The organism is Roseomonas sp. BN140053, assembly GCF_047690175.1.
Taxonomy (GTDB): domain Bacteria; phylum Pseudomonadota; class Alphaproteobacteria; order Acetobacterales; family Acetobacteraceae; genus Roseomonas.
This window is the reverse complement of sequence record NZ_JBLLEB010000003.1, coordinates 53,333-70,502: the sequence shown is the minus strand read 5'-3', so window position 1 is coordinate 70,502 and position 17,170 is coordinate 53,333. Positions and strand designations below refer to the sequence as shown.

Genomic DNA, 17,170 nt, shown 5'->3' with positions numbered 1-17,170 from the left:
CCCGGCGGGGGTCCAGGGGGCGGCGCCCCCTGGCCAACGCCCGAACACCCGGAACCACTCAACCCGGCGACCGAGGCCCGGTTCAGTGACCGAAGGGCTGTAGAGCCAGCGCTGCCAGGGCCAACAGCAGTGCCGGCGGCATCACGACCAAGCCCAGCCGCAGGAACTGGGCATCGCTGACCGCCAGCCCCTCGCGCCGGATCGCGGCCAGCCACAACAGCGTGGCCAGCGACCCCGTGACCGACAGGTTCGGGCCCAGATCCACCCCGATCAGTACCGCCCCCGCCAGCAGGGGCGAGGCCGGCCCGGCTTCCAGCACCGCCCCCGCCAGCAGCCCGGCCGGCAGGTTGTTGGTCAGGTTGGTGCCGAAGCCCACGGCCAGCCCCGCCGCCAGCGCACCCGGCACCTCGCTGTCGGCCAACAGCCCGGCCAGCGCATGCACCGCGCCCGTCGCCTCCAGCGCCGCCACCAGCACGAACAGCCCGGCCACCAGCGGCAGCACGCCCCAGGACACGCCCGCCAGCACGCCGCGCGGCCCTTGCCGCGTCACGAGCAGCACCAGCAGCGTCGTGGCGGCGCCGGCGAGAAAGGTCGGCCAGCCCAGTTCCAGCCCTGCCGCAGAGGCCCCCAGCAGCACCGCCGCCGTGAGCAGGATGCCGAGGCCCGCCGCCCGGCCGCCGCGCCCCAGCGCCACCGCCGTCACCCGCGTCTCGATCGGCCCCGCTAGGTCGCGGCGCTGGGTGAGGCGCAGCATCGCGAAGGTGGCGCCGATCGCCAGGATCGAGGGCAGGGTGAAATGCCGCAGCCATTCCCCCAGCGGCGGCAGGTGCGGCCCGAACACCACGAGGTTGGCGGGGTTGGAGATCGGCAGCACGAAGGAGGCGGCGTTGGCCACCAGGGCGCAGGCGAAGAGGTGCGGCAGCGGAGGCGCCCGGGCCGCGCGGGCGGCGGCATAGACCGCGGGCGTCAGCACCACCGCGGTGGCGTCGTTGCTGAGGAATACGGTGGTCACCACCCCCACCCCGTAGACCAGCAGCAGCAGCCGGGTGGCCGAGCCGCGCGCCGCGCGCACCGCGAAGCCGGCCAGCCAGTCGAACAACCCTTCGCGCCGCGCCACCTCCGCCAGCAGCATCATGCCCACCAGGAAGAGGTAGACGTCGGTGCCGCGCAGCACGCCCTCCCAGGCCGCGGCCGGCGGCAGCAGGCCGAAACCCACCAGCGTCGCGGCCCCCGCCAGCGCCCAGACCGCTTCCGGCCAGCGGAAGGGCCGCAGGATCACCCCGGCGGTCGCCAGGGCCACCACGGTCCAGACCGCCAGTGCCGGCTGCATCGGCGCCACCCCTAGGAGGCGGCCGCCGGGGCGGGCGTTCCTGCCGCCGGTGCGGCGGTGGTGGCGGGCTCACGGGTTTCGGGCATCAGCAGCAGGTAGCCCAGGAAACCCGCTGCCGCGATGGCGCCCAGGGTGAGAAAGGCCGCCGAATACCCCACCCTCACGATCACTGCCCCCGCCAGGCTGGCGCTGAGCGCCGCCCCCAGCCCCTGCGCCGTGGCCACCGCGCCCTGGCTGACGTTGAAGCGCCCGGTGCCGCGCGTCAGGTCGGCCACCACCACGGGAAACAGCGCCCCGAAGATGCCGGCGCCCACCCCGTCCAGCAGCTGCACGCCCAGCAGCCACCAGACGTCGTCGGACAGCACGTAGAGCAGCCCGCGCAGCGCCAGCACCCCGAAGGCCACCAGGAAGATCGGTTTGCGGCCCCACTGGTCCGCCCAGGCCCCCACCAGCATGGCCACCGGCACCATCGCGCATTGCGCCGCCACGATGCAGCCCGCGATCAGCGAGGTGGCGTAGTCCTGCCCCACCACCCGCGTCAGCAGCTGCCCAACCGTGGGCAGCATGGCGGCATTGGCCAGGTGGAAGCAGGCCATCAGCGCCGCGAAGACCAGCAGCGGCCGACAGGTGAGCAGGCTGCGCCAGGCCGAGGGCTCCTCGTGGCCGCCCGGCTCGCCCGTAGCACCCTCGGCCGCGCCAGCCTCGTCCAGGCCGCGCGCCAGGTCGTCGTCGATGGCCGAGGCCGGGATCAGCAACGTCGCCCCGATGCTGAGCGCCGCCAGCCCGGCCATGATCCAGAACACCACCCCCGGCCCGAACCACACCGCGGTGCCCGCCGCCAGCGCGGCGGACACCGCGTTGCCACCGTGGTTGAAGGCCTCGTTGCGCCCGATGCGGCGGGAAAACATCCTGGGCCCGACCACCCCCAGGGTGATCGCGGCCAGCGCCGGGGGAAACACCGCCCCTGCCACCGCCGCCACCGACTGCGTGGCCGCCACGGCGGTGAAGTCGCTGATGAAGGGCAGCGCCAGGCAGCTCGCCGTCACGGCCAGGGCGGCGGCGATCACGATGCCCCGCTTGTTGCGGCTGCGGTCGATCAGCGCGCCGGCCGGGGTCTGGGCCAGCAGCCCAACAATGCCGGCCAGGCTGACCACCAGCCCGATGGTGGCCTCGTTCCAGCCCTGGTTGGGCCCGCGCACCGCCAGCAGGTAGATCGCCAGGTAGGGCCCCAGCCCGTCCCGCACGTCGGCGAGAAAGAAGTTCAGCCCATCCAGCCCCCAACCGACCGAGCGAGCGGGTCGGCGCGCCTGCCCGAGGGCAGGGGATGCGGCAGCGGACATGCGGGGGGCTTTCCGGAAAGGATCACCCCCAACGCTTCTACCAGGGCCAGAGTTGATGATGCCCGTTTTGTTCGAGCCCGGGCCAAGGGGACCCTGCCCGCTTGGATCCCCCGCGAGGGGCTTTCAATCCCTCGGCCCCAGGGGTGCCTCCGCCGGGATCAGACAACCTCGCTCAGGCGGCATTGGCCTTCTGCTTCTCCTCCTCCATCGCCGTCTCGACGTGGCGGGAGAACACGTATTCGGCCTTGCGCTGCTTCGACAGGTCGATCTCCGGCGCCATCTCGCCCTCCGTGCGCGGGCCGCGGATGGCCAGGCCCAGCATCTTCCAGGGCTTGCGGAAGGCGTCGATGGCGGCGGTGGCCTCGAAGCCGGAATGCACCATGCAGTCGGCGCACTTCTCGTAGTTGCCCACGCCGTAGGAGTCCCAGTCGGTGGTTTCCATCAGCTCCTTGTAGGTCTTGGCGTAGCCCTCGCCCACGAGGTAGCAGGGCCGCTGCCAGCCGAACACGGTGCGGGTCGGGTTGCCCCAGGGGGTGCAGCCGTAAGACTGGTTGCCCGCCAGGAAGTCCATGAACAGCGGCGAGTTGCCGATCTGCCAGCGCCGCTTGCCCTTACGCTCCTTGCCGCGGTGCAGGATGCCGCGGAACAGCTCCTTGGTCTTGCGCCGGTTCAGGAAGTGCTGCTGATCGGGCGCGCGCTCATAGGCGTAGCCCGGCGAGGTCATGATGGCGTCCACGCCCATGGCGGTGACGTCGTCGAAGAACTTCGCCACCCGTTCGGGGTCGGCACCGTCGAACAGGGTGCAGTTGATGGCGGTCCGAAAACCCTTGTCGCGCGCCACCTTCAGCGCCGCCACGGCGCGGTCGTAGACGCCGTCCTTGCTGACGGCCTTGTCGTGCATCTCCCGGTCGCCATCCAGGTGGATATCCCAGGTGAAGGCCGGGTGCGGCTTGTAGTCGTCGATCTTCTTCTCGAGCAGCAGGGCGTTCGTGCACAGGATCACGAACTTGCCCTTCTGGAGGAAGCCCTCGACGATGCGGGGCATGTCCTTGTGCAGCAGCGGCTCGCCGCCGGCGATCGCCACCACGGGCGCGCCGCACTCGTCGATCGCCAGCATGGCGTCCTCGTAGGAGAGGCGCCGGTTCAGGATCGGGGCGGGATAGTCGATCTTGCCGCAGCCGGAGCAGGCGAGGTTGCAGCGGAACAACGGCTCCAGCATCAGCACCAGCGGGTAGCGCTTCCGTCCCAGGACGTGCTGCTTGAGGATATAGGCGCCGATCTTCAACTGCTGCGCCAGCGGAAGGCCCATCTCACATCGTCTCCTGCGCCGCGTCCGCCCGCCCCGGGGAAAGCCCCTGGGGAGAGCCGATCCGCTCGCCCAACTCGTGCGCCGCGCCCCAGGACCCCAGCGAAGGGGAGGCCGGCAAGGAAGAACCCGCGCGGTCCGGCGGGACCGCCCTGGGGGAACCGTCGCGCAGGGGCGCGCCGGGATCGTCGCGCGAGGGCGCGCCAGGATCGGCGTCCAGCAGAACTGCCGGCAGCCGGAACTGGACGTCCTCCACCAAGCCCGGAAGGGTTTCAACGCTGCGCGCGCCCAGGCGGCGCAACGCCTCCACCACCTCCTGCACCAGCACCTCCGGCGCCGAGGCCCCGGCGGTGACGCCCACCACCGAGGCGCCCGCCACCCAGGCCGGGTCCAGCGCCGCGGCGTCGGGGATCAGGAAGCAGGGCACCCCGCCCTCCGCCCCGATCTCGCGCAGCCGGTTGCTGTTGGAGGAGTTCGCCGCCCCCACCACCAGCACCACCTCCGCTTCCTCCGCCAAAGCCCGCACCGCCGCCTGCCGGTTCTGCGTGGCGTAGCAGATGTCGCGGGTATCGGGTCCCACCACGTCGCGGAAGCGGGCCCGGATCGCCGCGATGGTGGCCCGGGTGTCGTCCACCGACAGCGTGGTCTGCGTCACGTAGGCCACCGGGGCCTCCGGCGAAAGGGGCAGCGTCGCCACGCCCTCGGCATCGGCCACCAGATGCGCCCCGCCGGGGATCTGCCCCAGCGTGCCCTCCACCTCGGGATGGCCGCGATGGCCGATCAGGATCACCTGCCGCCCCTGGGCGGCGTAGCGGCGGCCCTCGCTGTGCACCTTGCCCACCAGCGGGCAGGTGGCGTCCAGCACGGACAGGCGCCGCGCCGCCGCGTGCCGCTCCACGCTGGGCGCCACGCCGTGGGCGCTGAACACCGCCACCGACCCTTCCGGCACCGCGTCCAGCTCCTCCACGAACACCGCCCCCTGGTCCCGCAGGGTATCCACCACGCGGCGGTTGTGGACGATCTCGTGCCGCACGAAGACCGGGGCGCCGTGCCGGGCCAGCGCCCGCTCCACGATCTCCACGGCCCGGACGACGCCGGCGCAGAAGCCACGCGGCTGCGCCAGGATGACCCTCATCGACACACTCCCGCGCCTGCGCGCCCCGGACCGCAGCCCAAGATGGGACCTCCCCCGCCATTGCGAAGAGCGGCCGAATCCCTCCCGTTTCCAGTTTGCACGACCCGCCCCTGGCGCCCAGCGCCTTCCCGCCGTTTGCGGCCGGCCCCGCAGCCCTGTGATCGCGGCGCGCCCATCCCGGAAGCCGGTCCGGCCCACGCAGCCCGGCCCGCTCGCCCGGGGTCCCGCTGCAGCGGCCCCCAGCCGCGACGGGTGCCATCGTCCCGCCTGCCCTTCCCCGGCCTGCTTGCCCGGCCGCCGCACCCGGCTTCCCCGCGCCGGACGCTCGGGGGGGTTGCGCCCGTCGCGCTTGAGCCTCGGCCCGCTTCCCGCCACATCGCGTCCCATCCGGGTGGGGAAACGCCGCGCCATGACCTTCGCGATCGCCATCGACCGGCTCGAGGCCATGCTGCGGGAGGACGCGCCCTTCGGCGACCTCACCACGGCGGCCCTGGGCTTGGCCGACACCCCGGCCCGCGCCGTGCTGCGCGCCGCCGGTCCCATGACCGTCTGCTGCGCCGAGGAAGCGGAAGCCCTGTTCCGCCTCGCCGGCTGCACCGAGGTCCGCCGCCTCAGCACTTCCGGCGCCCAGTTGGAAGCCGGCAGCACCATCCTGGCCGCCGAGGGGGCTGCCGCCCCCCTGCACGCTGCCGCCCGCGTCGCCCAGGCGCTGCTGGAAACCGCGTCCGGCGTCGCCACCCGGGCCGCCCGCCTCCGCACCCTAGCCCGCCAGATCCGGGCCGAGGTCGCGCTCGCCGTCGCACCCCGCCACCTGCCCGGCGCCCGCGACGTCCTCTTCAAGGCCGCCACCGCCGGCGGCTGCCCGCCGCTGCGCTTCGGCCTGTCCGACAGCCTGCTGGTTTGCGCCCTGCAGCGCGGCTTCCTGGGCCGCGAGCCCCCCCACCTCTGGGTGTCGCGCCTGCGCGCCGCCTCGCCCGGCCGCAGCCTGGCCGTGGAGGTCGGCGGCGTGGACGAGGCCGTGCAGCTCGCCCATGCCGGGGTCGACCTGCTGCAAGGCACCAACCTGTCCCCCGAGCAGATCGGCGAGGTCCGCCGCGCCCTGTCCGGCCATCCCCGCCCGCCCCTGCTGGCCGCCACCGGCGTGGACGAGGCCAACATCGCCGCCTTCACCCGTGCCGGCGCCGACCTGCTGATCACCGTCGCCCCCTTCGCCGCCCCGCCCCTGCCAGTGTCCATCACCCTCGACCGCCCCGCCCGCCGCACCGCCGAGCCGGACTGACCCGGCGACGGAGCCGCCCCTGGCTGGCGACCCGGAGCTTCCCGGCGCGGGTGGTTGCCGGTCGGGTCTGGATGTTCCGGCCGGGGCCAAGGGGGCTCTGCCCCCTTGGAGCCCCCGCGAGGAGCTTAGGCTCCTCGACCTCATGAGCGCTCCGCGAAGAGGGGCTTTGCGGAACCGTTCGTCCTCACGGGGCAGCCTGTCCCCAAGCCCCTCCTCGCGGAGCGCTCATCGTGGGGTCCGGGGAGTTTAAACTCCCCGGCGGGGCCCAGGGGCAGCGCCCCTGGCCGATGCCCGAACACCATGACCACCGGCAGCCACCCGCGCCGGAAAGCTCCGAGCACCAGCCAGGGATGACGCCGTCACGGGGACACGGTCGGCTGCCTTGGAGGCGGGGTGACGAGGCTCCTATGCTGCGGACCGGACGCAGGGAAAGGAACAGGAATGGCGGACACGGTGCTGCTCGCGCTGGACCAGGGCACCACCTCGACCCGCGCCATCGCCTTTGGCGCCGACCTGCGCCCGCGCGCCACGGCGCAGCGCGAGCTGCCGCAGCACTTCCCCGCCCCCGGCTGGGTGGAGCACGCGCCCGAGGACCTGCGCGACGGCTCGATCGCCTGCCTGCGCGAAGCCCTGGCCCGCGCGGGCGCCGAGGCCGCACAGGTGGCGGGCATCGGCATCACCAACCAGCGCGAAACCACCCTGCTGTGGGACCGCGACACCGGCCAGCCCCTGCACCGCGCGATCGTCTGGCAGGACCGCCGCACCGCCCCCCTTTGCGGCCAGCTGCGCGCCGAGGGGCTGGAGGAGTTGATCGCCGAACGCACCGGCCTCCTCCCCGACCCGTATTTCTCCGCCACCAAGCTCGCCTGGCTGCTGGACCACCTGCCCGGCGCACGGGACGCCGCCGCGCGCGGCCGGCTCTGCTTCGGCACGGTGGACAGCTTCCTGCTGTGGCAGCTCACCGGCGGCCGCGTCCACGCCACGGACGCCACCAACGCCGCCCGCACCATGCTGTTCGACATCCGCCGCGGCGCCTGGGACGACGACCTGCTCCGCCATCTCCGCATTCCCGCCGCCCTGATGCCGGAGGTGCGCGACTGCGCCGCCGAGTTCGGCACCACGGACCCCGCCATCCTCGGCACGGCCGTGCCGATCCGCGGCGTGGCGGGCGACCAGCACGCGGCCATGCTCGGCCAGGCCTGCTTCGCGCCGGGGATGCTGAAATCCACCTACGGCACCGGCTGCTTCGCGCTGCTCAACACCGGCGACACCCCCGTGCGCTCCCGCTACCGGCTGCTGACCACCCTGGCCTGGCAGCTGGGCGGCCAGCGTACCTATGCCCTGGAAGGCGCCATCTTCGTGGCTGGTGCCGCGGTGCAATGGCTGCGCGACGGCCTCGGCATCATCCGCCACGCCGCCGAGAGCGGCGAGCTCGCCGCCCGCGCCGACCCTGCCCAGCGCGTCCATTTCGTGCCCGCCTTCGTGGGCCTGGGCGCGCCGCACTGGGACGCCGCCGCCCGCGGTGCCCTGTTCGGCCTGACCCGCGGCACCGGCCCGGCCGAGATCGCCCGCGCCGCGCTGGAAAGCGTCGCCTGGCAGACCCGCGACCTGCTGGAAGCCATGCGCGCGGACTGGCCCGCCCTGGGCGACACCGTTCTCCGCGTCGATGGCGGCATGACCGCCAGCCACTGGACCATGCAGTTCCTGGCCGACGCCCTCGGCGCCCCCGTGGACGTGCCGGAACTGGGCGAAACCACCGCCCTCGGCGCCGCTTACCTCGCCGGCCTCCAGGCCGGCCTCTGCCCCGCCCCCGGTGCCGGCGCCCCCACCCACTGGCGCCTGGAACGCCGCTTCACCCCCCGCATGGACCCCACCGAAGCCGGCAGCCGCTACGCCGGCTGGCGCGACGCCGTCGGCCGCGTGCTGGTGCGCTGAGGCGGGCACCATCGGTCCTGGGGGCGGTCTGGGGTGTTGCGCTGAGTGCCCCACGAGGGGGCTCTGCCCCCTCGCACTCCCCCGCCAGGAAACTGAGTTTCCTGGACCTTCCGTTCGCAAAAGAATGGCCCTGGTGGATACGGGGTCACTTCGCGGGCGTAGCCGCCGCGAAGTGACCCCGTATCCACCAGGGCCAACTCACGGCGGGGTCCGGGGACCTACGAGCTCCCCGGCAAAGGCTCCGCCTCTGCCTGGCCCGTGGGGGCAGAGCCCCCACGGGCCACGAGCGCGACCCCCGCCCCTTTCAGGCCGACAGCCCCATCTCGCGCTCCCAGCGCGCGGTGCGCTCGAAGGCTTCGGTCAGGCGGGCGTGGCGGGTGTCCACGGCGCTGCGGGGGGCGCTGTGGGTGAAGATGAAGAATTCGCGGTCGCGCAAGCCGCGCAGCAGGCGCTGACCGACCAGCTCGGGCGACAACCCGCCCTCGATCTCACCGCCCAGGAAGTGGTTCTCTGCGCGCTGATAGGCACCGCCGAGGCGCTCGGGGCGGGTGCGGCCGGACAGGTGCAGCTGCGTGGCCACGGCGGCGGGGCACAGCACGGACACGCCGACCGGCGTGCCGGCCAGGTCCTGCTCCAGCGCCTCCGAGATGGAGACCACGGCCGCCTTGGTCATGGAATACGCGCCGGTGTGCCAGCCCGGCCGCACCTGGAAGCCGCCGATGGAGGCGGTGTTCACCAGCCAGCCCTCGCCGCCATGCGCGCGGATGCGCGGCAGGAAACTCTGCATCCCGTGCAGCACGCCGCCGATGTTGACGCCGATCACCCAGTCCCATTCCGCCGGGCTCAGCTCCGCGATGGGGCGGCCGTGCATGGCGATGCCGGCATTGTTCACGGCGATGTCGATGCGCCCCAGCGCCCGCTCCGCTTCCGCCGCGGCGCGCTCCACCGCGGCGCGGTCGGACACGTCGGCCAGGATCGGCACGGCGCGGCCGCCGCGCGCTTCCACCTGCCGCACCGTGTTCTCCAGCCCTTCGGGGCGGATGTCGAGCACGGCCACTGCGGCGCCGGCCCCGGCAAAGGCCAGCGCGATTCCCTGGCCGATGCCGGAACCCGCGCCGGTGATCACCGCACATTTTCCCTGGAAATCCCGCATGGACGCCTCGCTCCCCTGCCGCGCTTCCACCACGAACGGCGGCGCGGGCCTGTTCGAGCGGGGATGATGGGATAGGCTTCCGGCGACGCGCAATCGAACCCGCGCGCCATCACGGACGGCGCGCGACGCAGCCGCAACGCTGCACGCGCCGCGCAGGAGGAAACATGCAGATCCGCGTGGACACCGGCATGACGCCGCATCTCGAGGACACGGACGACCTGAAGCGGTTCAAGCTGGTGATGGAAGCGCCGCGCACCGCGCTGCCGCAACTGCGCGACGCGCTGGATGGCGTGCTGCGCCTGCAGGACGACGCCGTCGCCTGGGTGTCGCGCGACTGGCTGCTGCGCAACGCGCCGCGCGCCAACGATCCTGCCTGGCAGGAAGGCTGGAACGGCATGCTCGCGGTGGCGCAGAAATACGGTTGGATTGAGGCGGACACGGGCGACATCCGCGCCCACATCGAATGGACCGCGCCGAGCTGAGGCGCGACTGCTTCCGGCCGGTGCGGAAACACCGGCCGGTCAACGCGCCGGCGATCAGGCCGGCACGGCTTCCAGGGCGCGCGAGGTGCGGATTTCGTGCGCCTGCAGGATCGGCAGGACTTCCTTCGCGAAGCGCCGGATCTGGTTCATGAACATGTCATGCGGCATCACGCCGCGGTTGAGGCTGACCAGCACGGTGTTGGCGCCGGCATGCTCGGCGGATTCGATCAGCTTGGCCGCCACCTCGTCCGCGCTGCCCCAGGGCATGGCCTGCGCCTGCTTCTCCATCACCTCCTGCGTCAGCCCGCGGTAGTCCTGGCGGGACCGCGCCGCTTCCCCGAGGTTCTCCGGCCGGATGTAGTCGTTGGAATTCTGGCTGACATAGCCGCCGGCGCGCTGCAGGTTGGTCTCGGTGATGTTGCCGTGGGAGAACAGCGTGCGGTTGAAGTACAGGTAGTGCGGCCCGGTTTCGCGGATCGCCTGTTCCTTGCTGTCCGCGACATAGACGTTGGCCGGGATGCTCAGGTGGTCGGGCGTGATCTGGTGCCCGTTCTGCGCCAGGCACTGCGCATACAGGCGGATCACGTCCTCCCGCAAACCGCGCGACGCCACGCCGGGGGTGATGGGGATGTTGTGCCGGCCGGCAAACTCGATGCTCTCGCGCGAACCGGTAATGGGCATCCAGATCGGCGGGTGCGGCTGCTGGAAAGGCCGCGGCCAGATCGAGACGTCCTTGTACTGCCAGAACTTGCCCTCGTAGGAGAAGATCTCCTCCTGCCAGGCGCGCAGCAGGATCTCGTGCGCTTCCTCGAAGCGCGCGCGACTGTCGGGCAGCGGCACGTTGTGCACCTGGTATTCCCGCGGGATGCCGCGCGCGAAGCCGGAGATCAGGCGGCCCTGGCTCATGCAGTCCAGCATGGCCAGCTCTTCCGCCAGGCGCAGCGGCTCGTGCAGCGGCAGCAGGTTGCCGTAGATCAGCAGCTTCAGCCGCTTGGTGCGCTGCGTCGCCGCCGCCGCCAGCAGGTTGGGCGAGTTCATCAGCCCGTAGGGCGAGCAGTGGTGCTCGTTGAAGCCGACGCCGTCATAGCCCAGGCGGTCCAGCTCCTCCCAGGCTTCCAGGTGCTCCTCGTAGGTGGTGGCGGCCACCGTCGGGTCGAAATGCTTGCCGGAAAGCGGATAGGGCAGTTCCTGCCCGTCCTTCAGGTGCTCCAGATTGGCCGAGTAGGGCACCAGATCGAACACGAAGACCTTCATCGGCAACTTCTCCCTGCCACATCCCCGGACGTGAGGCGATCTAGAGCCGGCACAGCCCCGACGCAATAGGGGCTGTGCCTCCTAATCCTACTGGATGCGGATGCCGGTCTCGTCCACGATCTGCTGCCACAGGGCGCGCTGCTCGCCGAGATAGGCGTTGAACTCGGACGGCGTGTTGCCGACCGGCTCGGCGCCGATGTCGCGGAACAGCCGGACGAGCTCGGGCTGGCGGACGGCATGCGCCACGGCGCGGCCCCAGTATTCCAGGATCGGCGCGGGGGTGCCGGCGGGGGCGAACATGCCCTGCCAGATCGCCACCTCCAGGCCGGGAACGCCCTGCTCGGACAAGGTGGGCACCTCGGGCAGGGCTTCCGACCGCGCGGCGCCGCTGACCGCCAGGGGCCGCAGCATCCGGTCGCGCAGCATCTCGCGCGCCGAGCCGATATCGGACACGCCGCAGCAGATGTGCCCGGCCAGCATGTCGCGGATCAGCGGCGGGCTGCTCTGGAACGGCACGGTCTGCCATTGCAGCCCGCCGGCGCGCTTGGCGATCATCTCGCTGATCAGGTGGCTCGACGAGCCGTAGCCGAAATTGCCCATGTTGAACTGCCCGGGCGCGCCGCGCACCAGCGCCGCGAACTCCGCCAGCGTGCGCGCCGGGGTGGCGTTGGTCACCATCAGCACCACTGCCGTCCGGTGGAACTGCGACACGGCGGCGAGATCCCGCCCGGCATCATAGGGCAGGCTGCGGTCGATCAGCGGCCCCAGCAGCACCCCCGACACCGCGGCCAGCAGCGTCAGGCCGTCCGGGCGGGCGCGGGCGGCGGACAGGATGCCCACCACCCCGCCGCCGCCGGCCTGGTTCTCCACCACGATCGTCGCGCGGGTGAATTCCGCCATGCGCTGCGCCACGGCGCGCGCCGCGGTGTCGGCGCCGCTGCCCGGCGCCCCCGGCACGATCACGCGCACCGGCCGGTCCGGCGCCCAGCCACCCGGCGCAGCCTGCGCGGGGGCGGCCTGGGCTGGCGTGGGCTGGGCCGGTGCCTGGGCCGCCGCCGGCAGCGCCAGGGCGGAAAGCAGCAGCAACGCGCCCAGGGCAGTCCTGCGGCGGAATCGCGTGGTCATGGCCTTTTCGTGTCCCCTCCCGAGAACCGGCGCCTGGCCGGCTCGAACCATCCGGGCCCGCGGGAGAGGCGGCGCGACCGGGGCTGCCGAGCGCCGGCCCGCGGCCGCCCCGACGAACTCCACCGCCTCCCCGAAGACCGCTGGCCGCCACCGGGAAAACCCCGCGGCCGCCGCGGCCCCGAGCCTAGGAGCTACACCACCTTTCCGGCAAGCCGCCCAAGCCCCGGCGGTGGACGCGGGCGACCCGAGCGGGCATCAATCCCCGGCCGGGGCGGGCGGCCGCCCGCCGAACCAGGACCTTGCGTGGCGAAAGCCCCTTCCCCGCCCTCCGCCGAGCCGGAGGAGTTGATCCACCCGCTCAGCGACAAGCCCGGCCACCTCATGCGCCGGGCCATGCAGCGCTCCAGTGCCGCCTACAGCGAGGAAGCGCGCGAGTTCGGCATCACCGGGCCGCAGCACGTCATCCTGGTGGCGCTGGCCCACAACCCCGGCGTGGACCAGAACACCCTGGCCGAGCTGGTGGACCTGGACCGCTGGACCACCGGCGACATCGTGGCCCGCCTGGAACGCGCGGGGCTGGTGGTGCGCGAGGTCAACCCGCGCGACCGCCGCGGCCGCCTGCTGTTCCTGCCCCCCGCCGGCCGCCGCCTGGTGCGCGACATGGCCCCCGCCGTGGTCCGCACCCAGCAGCGCTTCCTGGCGCCCTTGTCGGCGGAGGAACAGCGCCAGTTCCTCCATCTCCTGCGCAAGCTCGTCGGGCTGGAACCGCCGGCCTAGCGGGCCGGGGTCGCTCTTGGCGTTCGAGCCTGGGCCAGAGGGGCTCTGCCCCTCTGGACACCCCGCGAGGAGCTTGGGCTCCTCGACCTCATGAGTGCCTCCGGCGGGGGCGGGCCGGACAGCGCTGTCCATCATGGCTGCCGTCGGCCATCCCGCCCCCGCCGGAGGCACTCAACGTGGGGTCCGGGGAGCCTAAGCTCCCCGGCGGGGTCCAGGGGCAGCGCCCCTGGCCGACGCCAGAACATCCCGAACTCACCCCCGCCCGCGCGCCGCGCGGGTCGGCGCCACGAGGTGGCGGAGGAAGTTGCGCAGCTCCGCCTGCCGCAGGACGGGGTCGGTCACCTGCCGGTCCAGGCCGAGGCGCCAAGCGAGGTCACGGCGCTCCGGCTCGCGGTCCAGCGCCTCGATCAGTTCGGCCTGGGCGCCGACGGTGGCGCGGTCGTGCACCAGCCCGCCTTCCACCAGGCTCCCGGCCTGCCGGCGCAGCGCCTTGGCCACCTCGAACAGCGTCAGCTCCGGATGGTACTGCACACCCCAGAACACGCCCTCGCCGGAACGGATCTCGGCCGCCTGCACCCGCGTCACCCCGTTGGAGGCCAGCAGGGTGGCGCCCTCGGGCAGTTCCTCCACCTCGTCGGAATGGATGGCGGGCGCGTCGAAGGCCGGGGGGCGGCCGGACAGCAGGGGATGCGCGGCGCCCTCGGGCGTGGGGGTGATGCGGCGGGCGAAGCCGGCCTCGTGGCCGCGGGCATTGGGGCGCACCGAGCCGCCCGCTGCCACCGTGGCCACCTGCAGCCCGGCGCAGGAGCCGAAGGCCGGCGTGCCGGACGCAAAGACGGCGCGCATGAATTCCACCTGCCGGCGGACCTCGGGCGAGTCCTCGTAAAGGTGCAGGGGCGAGCCGCACAGGAACACGGCGTCGAAGCGGCGCAGTACCTCCGGCTCCTGCCGCGGCGAATTCTCCTCGGCCGGCTTCAGCTGCTCGACCCGGGCGCCCGGCACCAGGGCGCGCAGCGTGTCGGCATAGGTTTCGCCGGAACTGCGGCCCACGCTCTCGCGCCGCGCTTCACGGTCCTCGGGCAACTCGCTCTCGGCCACGAGGAAACGGTAGTCCTGTGTCATGGATCATCCTGGAAGGCCCGGCCGGTGGCGGCCGTTGTTCCGGGAAGATGGGCACGGGGCGCGGCACGGGACCCGCCCCGGGCGTGCACGAAACCGTCAGGCGGCGGCCGACGCCGGCCCGGCGCTGTGGGTGGCCAGCACCGCCTCGGTGGCGCTGTCCACCTCCTGCAGCCGCACCTCGTAGCCCCAGAGCGTCGCGAGGTGGCGCAGCGTGGCCTCCGCGTCACGCCCATGCAGCAGCCGGCCGGGGCGGGTGCGGTGCTGCAGCCGCAGCTGGCGGTCACCGGTCAGGTCGGCATCCACCACCTGCACGTCGGCGTCGTTCTCCCCGGGGTCGTAGGAGCGCGCGAGCGAGCGGCGGATGGCGCGGTAGCCGTCAGCGTCGTGGATGGCATCCACCAGCAGCGTCGGGTCGGTGGTGTCGTCCAGCAGCCGGAACATGCGGAACTGCCGCATCACGGCGGGCGAGAGGAACTGCAGCACGAAGCTCTCGTCGCGGAAATTGGCCCAGGCGAAGCGCAGCGTGCCCAGCGGGTCCCCGTTGCCGGCAATGTCGGGGAACCATTGCCGGTCCTCGGCCGTGGGCTCGCGGCAGATGCGCTCGATGTCGCACATCATGGCGTAGCCCAACGCGTAGGGGTTGAACTCCGGCCCGACATGCTCGAAGCCGTGCTGCGTCACCACGTTGGTGGTGGAATGCAGCACCTCCAGGAAGGCGGCGTCGTCGATCTGCCCGGTCTCGTGCAGCCGCGTCATGATGCGCTGGTGCACCCAGGTGGCGCAGCCCTCGTTCATCAGCTTGGCCTGCGGCTGCGGGTAGAAATACTGGGCGATGAGGCGGACGATGCGGATCACCTCGCGTTCCCAGGATTGCAGCCGGGGCGAGGTCTTTTCCAGGAAGTAGAGCAGGTTCTCCTCGGGCAGCCCCAGCCGCCGGCGCCGCTCCGCCGCGGCATCCGTTCCCGGCGCGGCGCGGCCGGCCGGCACGGTGCGCCACAGGTCGTTGAACACCCGCTCGTCGTATTCGCGCCGCTCGCGCTCGCGCTTCTGCTCGGCGGCCAAGTCCAGCGGGCGGGAACCGCCGTGGCGGTGCACCCCGTGCCGCGACAGCGCATGCGCCGCGTCCAGGATGCGCTCCACCGCGGCGATGCCGTAGCGGTCCTCGCAGCGGCCGATAAAGGTGCGGGCGAATTCCAGGTAATCGAGGATCGCCGAGGCTTCCGTCCATTGCCGGAACAGGTGGTTGTTCTTGAAGAAGTGGTTGTGGCCGAAGGCGGCGTGGGCAATCACCAGCGCCTGCATGGTCGCGGTGTTGCTCTCCATCAGGTAGGAGATGCAGGGCGAGGAGTTGATCACCACCTCGTAGGCGAGGTTGGAGAAGCCGCGCCGGTAGGACGCCTCGTGCTGCAGGAAGTGCTTGCCGTAGCTCCAGTGCCGGTAGGTCAGCGGCATGCCGTGGGCGGTGTAGATGTCCAGCATCTGCTCCGCCGTGATCACCTCGATGCGGTTGGGAAAGGTGTCCAGCCCCAGCTCCGCCTCGGCGATCCGTTCCACCGCGTCGAAGGAGCGGCGCAGGACGTCGAAGTTCCATTCCGTGCCGGTGTAGAGCAGGGTCATCGCGCTTCACCCCAGCGCCGGCTGGCGGCGGCCGAACAGGTCGCGGAACACCGGGAAGATCTCGCCCCGTTCGCTGACCCGGCGCAGCGCCAGGTGCGACACCCGCTCGCCTAGCGGCGCGTAGCCGCGCCACAGGTCCGTCTCGCCCCGGATCACCGCGCCCGAGTAGGAGGCGACCTCCAGATAGGCGAAGTACTGGCACAGCGGCAGGATCTCGTTCTCCAGCATCGCCACCGCCTTGGCCGTGTCGCCGGAGGAATTGTCGCCGTCCGAGGCCTGCGCCGCGTAGATGTTCCAGCTATCCGCCGGGTAGCGCTCGCGCTGGATGCGCAGCAGCTCCGTCAGCGCGGTGGAGACCACCGTGCCGCCGGTGCGCGGGTCGGTGAAGAAGGTCTGCTCGTCCACCTCCTCCGCGTGCTCGGTGTGGCGGATGAACACGATGTCCAGCTTCTTATAGCGTCGCTCCAGGAAGACGTGCAGCAGGAGGAAGAAGCGCTTGGCCAGGTCCTTCATGCTCTCCGTCATGGAGCCCGACACGTCCATCAGGCAGAACATCACCGCCCGCGCAGTGGGCTTGGGCGTGGGCGTGAAGCGGCGGTAGCGCAGATCCACCGGGTCCACCCAGGGCACCCGCCGCAGCCGGCGCAGCGCCACCTCCAACTCGCCGCGCAGGGCGGCCAGCCGCGCCGGGTCCTCGCCCGAGGCGTCCAGCCGGGCGATCTCCGCCTCCATCTCTTGCACCGCCGAGGGCTTGGGCCGGCGCAGCCCGATCCGCCGCGCCATGGATTGGCGCATGGTGCGGGCCATGTCGATCTGCGACGGCGAGCCGTCCACGCTGATCCCGGCCCGCGAGGGCGCGCTGGTCTCGACCTCCACCATCTGCCGCTTCACGAGGTCGGGCAGTTCCAGATCCTCGAAGAACAGGTCCAGGAACTCGTCGCGGGTGAGCACGAAGCGGAACTCGTCCTCCCCCTCGCCCGAACCGCTGCCCTCCCCCGATCCGCCGCCCCCGCCACCACCGCCGCCCGGTGGCCGCTTCAGCCGGTCGCCGACCGAAAACTCCTTGTTGCCCGGCAGCACGATCTCCCGCGCCCCGCCGGAAAAGACGGTGTGGAAGGAGGGTTCGTGCAAAAGGTCGGCGGGAATGGTCACCGCCTTGCCCTGGCCGATCTCGCGGATGGTGCCGTCGGCCACGGCCTCGCGCACCGCCCGCGTCACCGCGAAACGCGCGCGGGCGAGAACGCGGCGCCGGTTCTCCAGGTTCTTGCCGTGCGGGTTGGAGCGCCGGTCGATGATGTCCAATCGGAACTGTCCT

The 17,170-nt window shown here is 72.4% G+C and carries 14 protein-coding genes; 4 read left to right on the top strand and 10 right to left on the bottom strand.

Annotated features, from left to right (window positions below; genetic code table 11):
* Positions 1-82: 82 nt before the first annotated feature.
* From ACLIBK_RS04265 to ispH, 4 genes are all read right to left on the bottom strand, one after another.
* The gene (locus tag ACLIBK_RS04265) at positions 83-1,330 is read right to left on the bottom strand and encodes an arsenic transporter (protein WP_415385986.1); all 1,248 of its coding nucleotides are present in this window, start codon (positions 1,328-1,330) and stop codon (positions 83-85) included.
* A gap of 11 nt (positions 1,331-1,341) precedes the next feature.
* Positions 1,342-2,670, bottom strand: coding sequence for an MFS transporter (locus ACLIBK_RS04260; RefSeq protein ID WP_415385985.1), 1,329 nt, complete (start codon positions 2,668-2,670; stop codon positions 1,342-1,344).
* A 172-nt stretch (positions 2,671-2,842) separates the two neighbouring features.
* Positions 2,843-3,979, bottom strand: coding sequence for an adenosyl-hopene transferase HpnH (gene hpnH / locus ACLIBK_RS04255; protein ID WP_415385984.1), 1,137 nt, complete (start codon positions 3,977-3,979; stop codon positions 2,843-2,845).
* Between the two features lies 1 nt (position 3,980).
* Complete coding sequence (gene ispH / locus ACLIBK_RS04250; RefSeq protein WP_415385983.1) at positions 3,981-5,111, bottom strand: 4-hydroxy-3-methylbut-2-enyl diphosphate reductase; 1,131 nt, start codon at positions 5,109-5,111, stop codon at positions 3,981-3,983.
* Positions 5,112-5,520: 409 nt separating this feature from the next.
* Between ispH and ACLIBK_RS04245 the strand changes: the two genes are divergently transcribed.
* Together ACLIBK_RS04245 and glpK are read left to right on the top strand one after the other, a co-directional pair.
* Positions 5,521-6,390 (top strand): ModD protein, encoded by an 870-nt coding sequence (locus ACLIBK_RS04245; protein WP_415385982.1) that lies wholly within the window; start codon positions 5,521-5,523, stop codon positions 6,388-6,390.
* A 441-nt stretch (positions 6,391-6,831) separates the two neighbouring features.
* A complete protein-coding gene (gene glpK / locus ACLIBK_RS04240; protein ID WP_415385981.1) occupies positions 6,832-8,325 on the top strand; it encodes a glycerol kinase GlpK in 1,494 nt (497 codons plus the stop codon).
* A gap of 304 nt (positions 8,326-8,629) precedes the next feature.
* On the opposite strand, the gene ACLIBK_RS04235 is transcribed toward glpK, so the two are convergent.
* Positions 8,630-9,451 (bottom strand): SDR family NAD(P)-dependent oxidoreductase, encoded by an 822-nt coding sequence (locus ACLIBK_RS04235; protein WP_415385980.1) that lies wholly within the window; start codon positions 9,449-9,451, stop codon positions 8,630-8,632.
* Between the two features lie 191 nt (positions 9,452-9,642).
* Between ACLIBK_RS04235 and ACLIBK_RS04230 the strand changes: the two genes are divergently transcribed.
* The gene (locus tag ACLIBK_RS04230; protein WP_415385979.1) at positions 9,643-9,960 is read left to right on the top strand and encodes a hypothetical protein; all 318 of its coding nucleotides are present in this window, start codon (positions 9,643-9,645) and stop codon (positions 9,958-9,960) included.
* A 54-nt stretch (positions 9,961-10,014) separates the two neighbouring features.
* Here ACLIBK_RS04230 and ACLIBK_RS04225 read toward each other — a convergent pair whose 3' ends face one another.
* Positions 10,015-11,214, bottom strand: coding sequence for an LLM class flavin-dependent oxidoreductase (locus ACLIBK_RS04225; protein ID WP_415385978.1), 1,200 nt, complete (start codon positions 11,212-11,214; stop codon positions 10,015-10,017).
* Between the two features lie 87 nt (positions 11,215-11,301).
* Complete coding sequence (locus ACLIBK_RS04220; protein ID WP_415385977.1) at positions 11,302-12,339, bottom strand: Bug family tripartite tricarboxylate transporter substrate binding protein; 1,038 nt, start codon at positions 12,337-12,339, stop codon at positions 11,302-11,304.
* 303 nt (positions 12,340-12,642) lie between these two features.
* Between ACLIBK_RS04220 and ACLIBK_RS04215 the strand changes: the two genes are divergently transcribed.
* Positions 12,643-13,116: a MarR family winged helix-turn-helix transcriptional regulator gene (locus ACLIBK_RS04215; RefSeq protein WP_415385976.1), complete on the top strand. Its 474-nt coding sequence runs from the start codon at positions 12,643-12,645 to the stop codon at positions 13,114-13,116.
* 252 nt (positions 13,117-13,368) lie between these two features.
* Here the strand turns inward: ACLIBK_RS04215 and ACLIBK_RS04210 are convergent, their stop codons facing one another.
* The 3 genes from ACLIBK_RS04210 to ACLIBK_RS04200 form a co-directional block, all read right to left on the bottom strand.
* Positions 13,369-14,238: a type 1 glutamine amidotransferase gene (locus tag ACLIBK_RS04210; RefSeq protein ID WP_415385975.1), complete on the bottom strand. Its 870-nt coding sequence runs from the start codon at positions 14,236-14,238 to the stop codon at positions 13,369-13,371.
* Between the two features lie 96 nt (positions 14,239-14,334).
* Positions 14,335-15,855 carry a SpoVR family protein gene (locus tag ACLIBK_RS04205; RefSeq protein ID WP_415385974.1) on the bottom strand — a complete coding sequence of 507 codons (1,521 nt, stop codon included), beginning with the start codon at positions 15,853-15,855 and terminating at the stop codon, positions 14,335-14,337.
* Positions 15,856-15,861: 6 nt separating this feature from the next.
* Positions 15,862-17,157: a YeaH/YhbH family protein gene (locus tag ACLIBK_RS04200; protein ID WP_415385973.1), complete on the bottom strand. Its 1,296-nt coding sequence runs from the start codon at positions 17,155-17,157 to the stop codon at positions 15,862-15,864.
* Positions 17,158-17,170 lie beyond the last annotated feature (13 nt).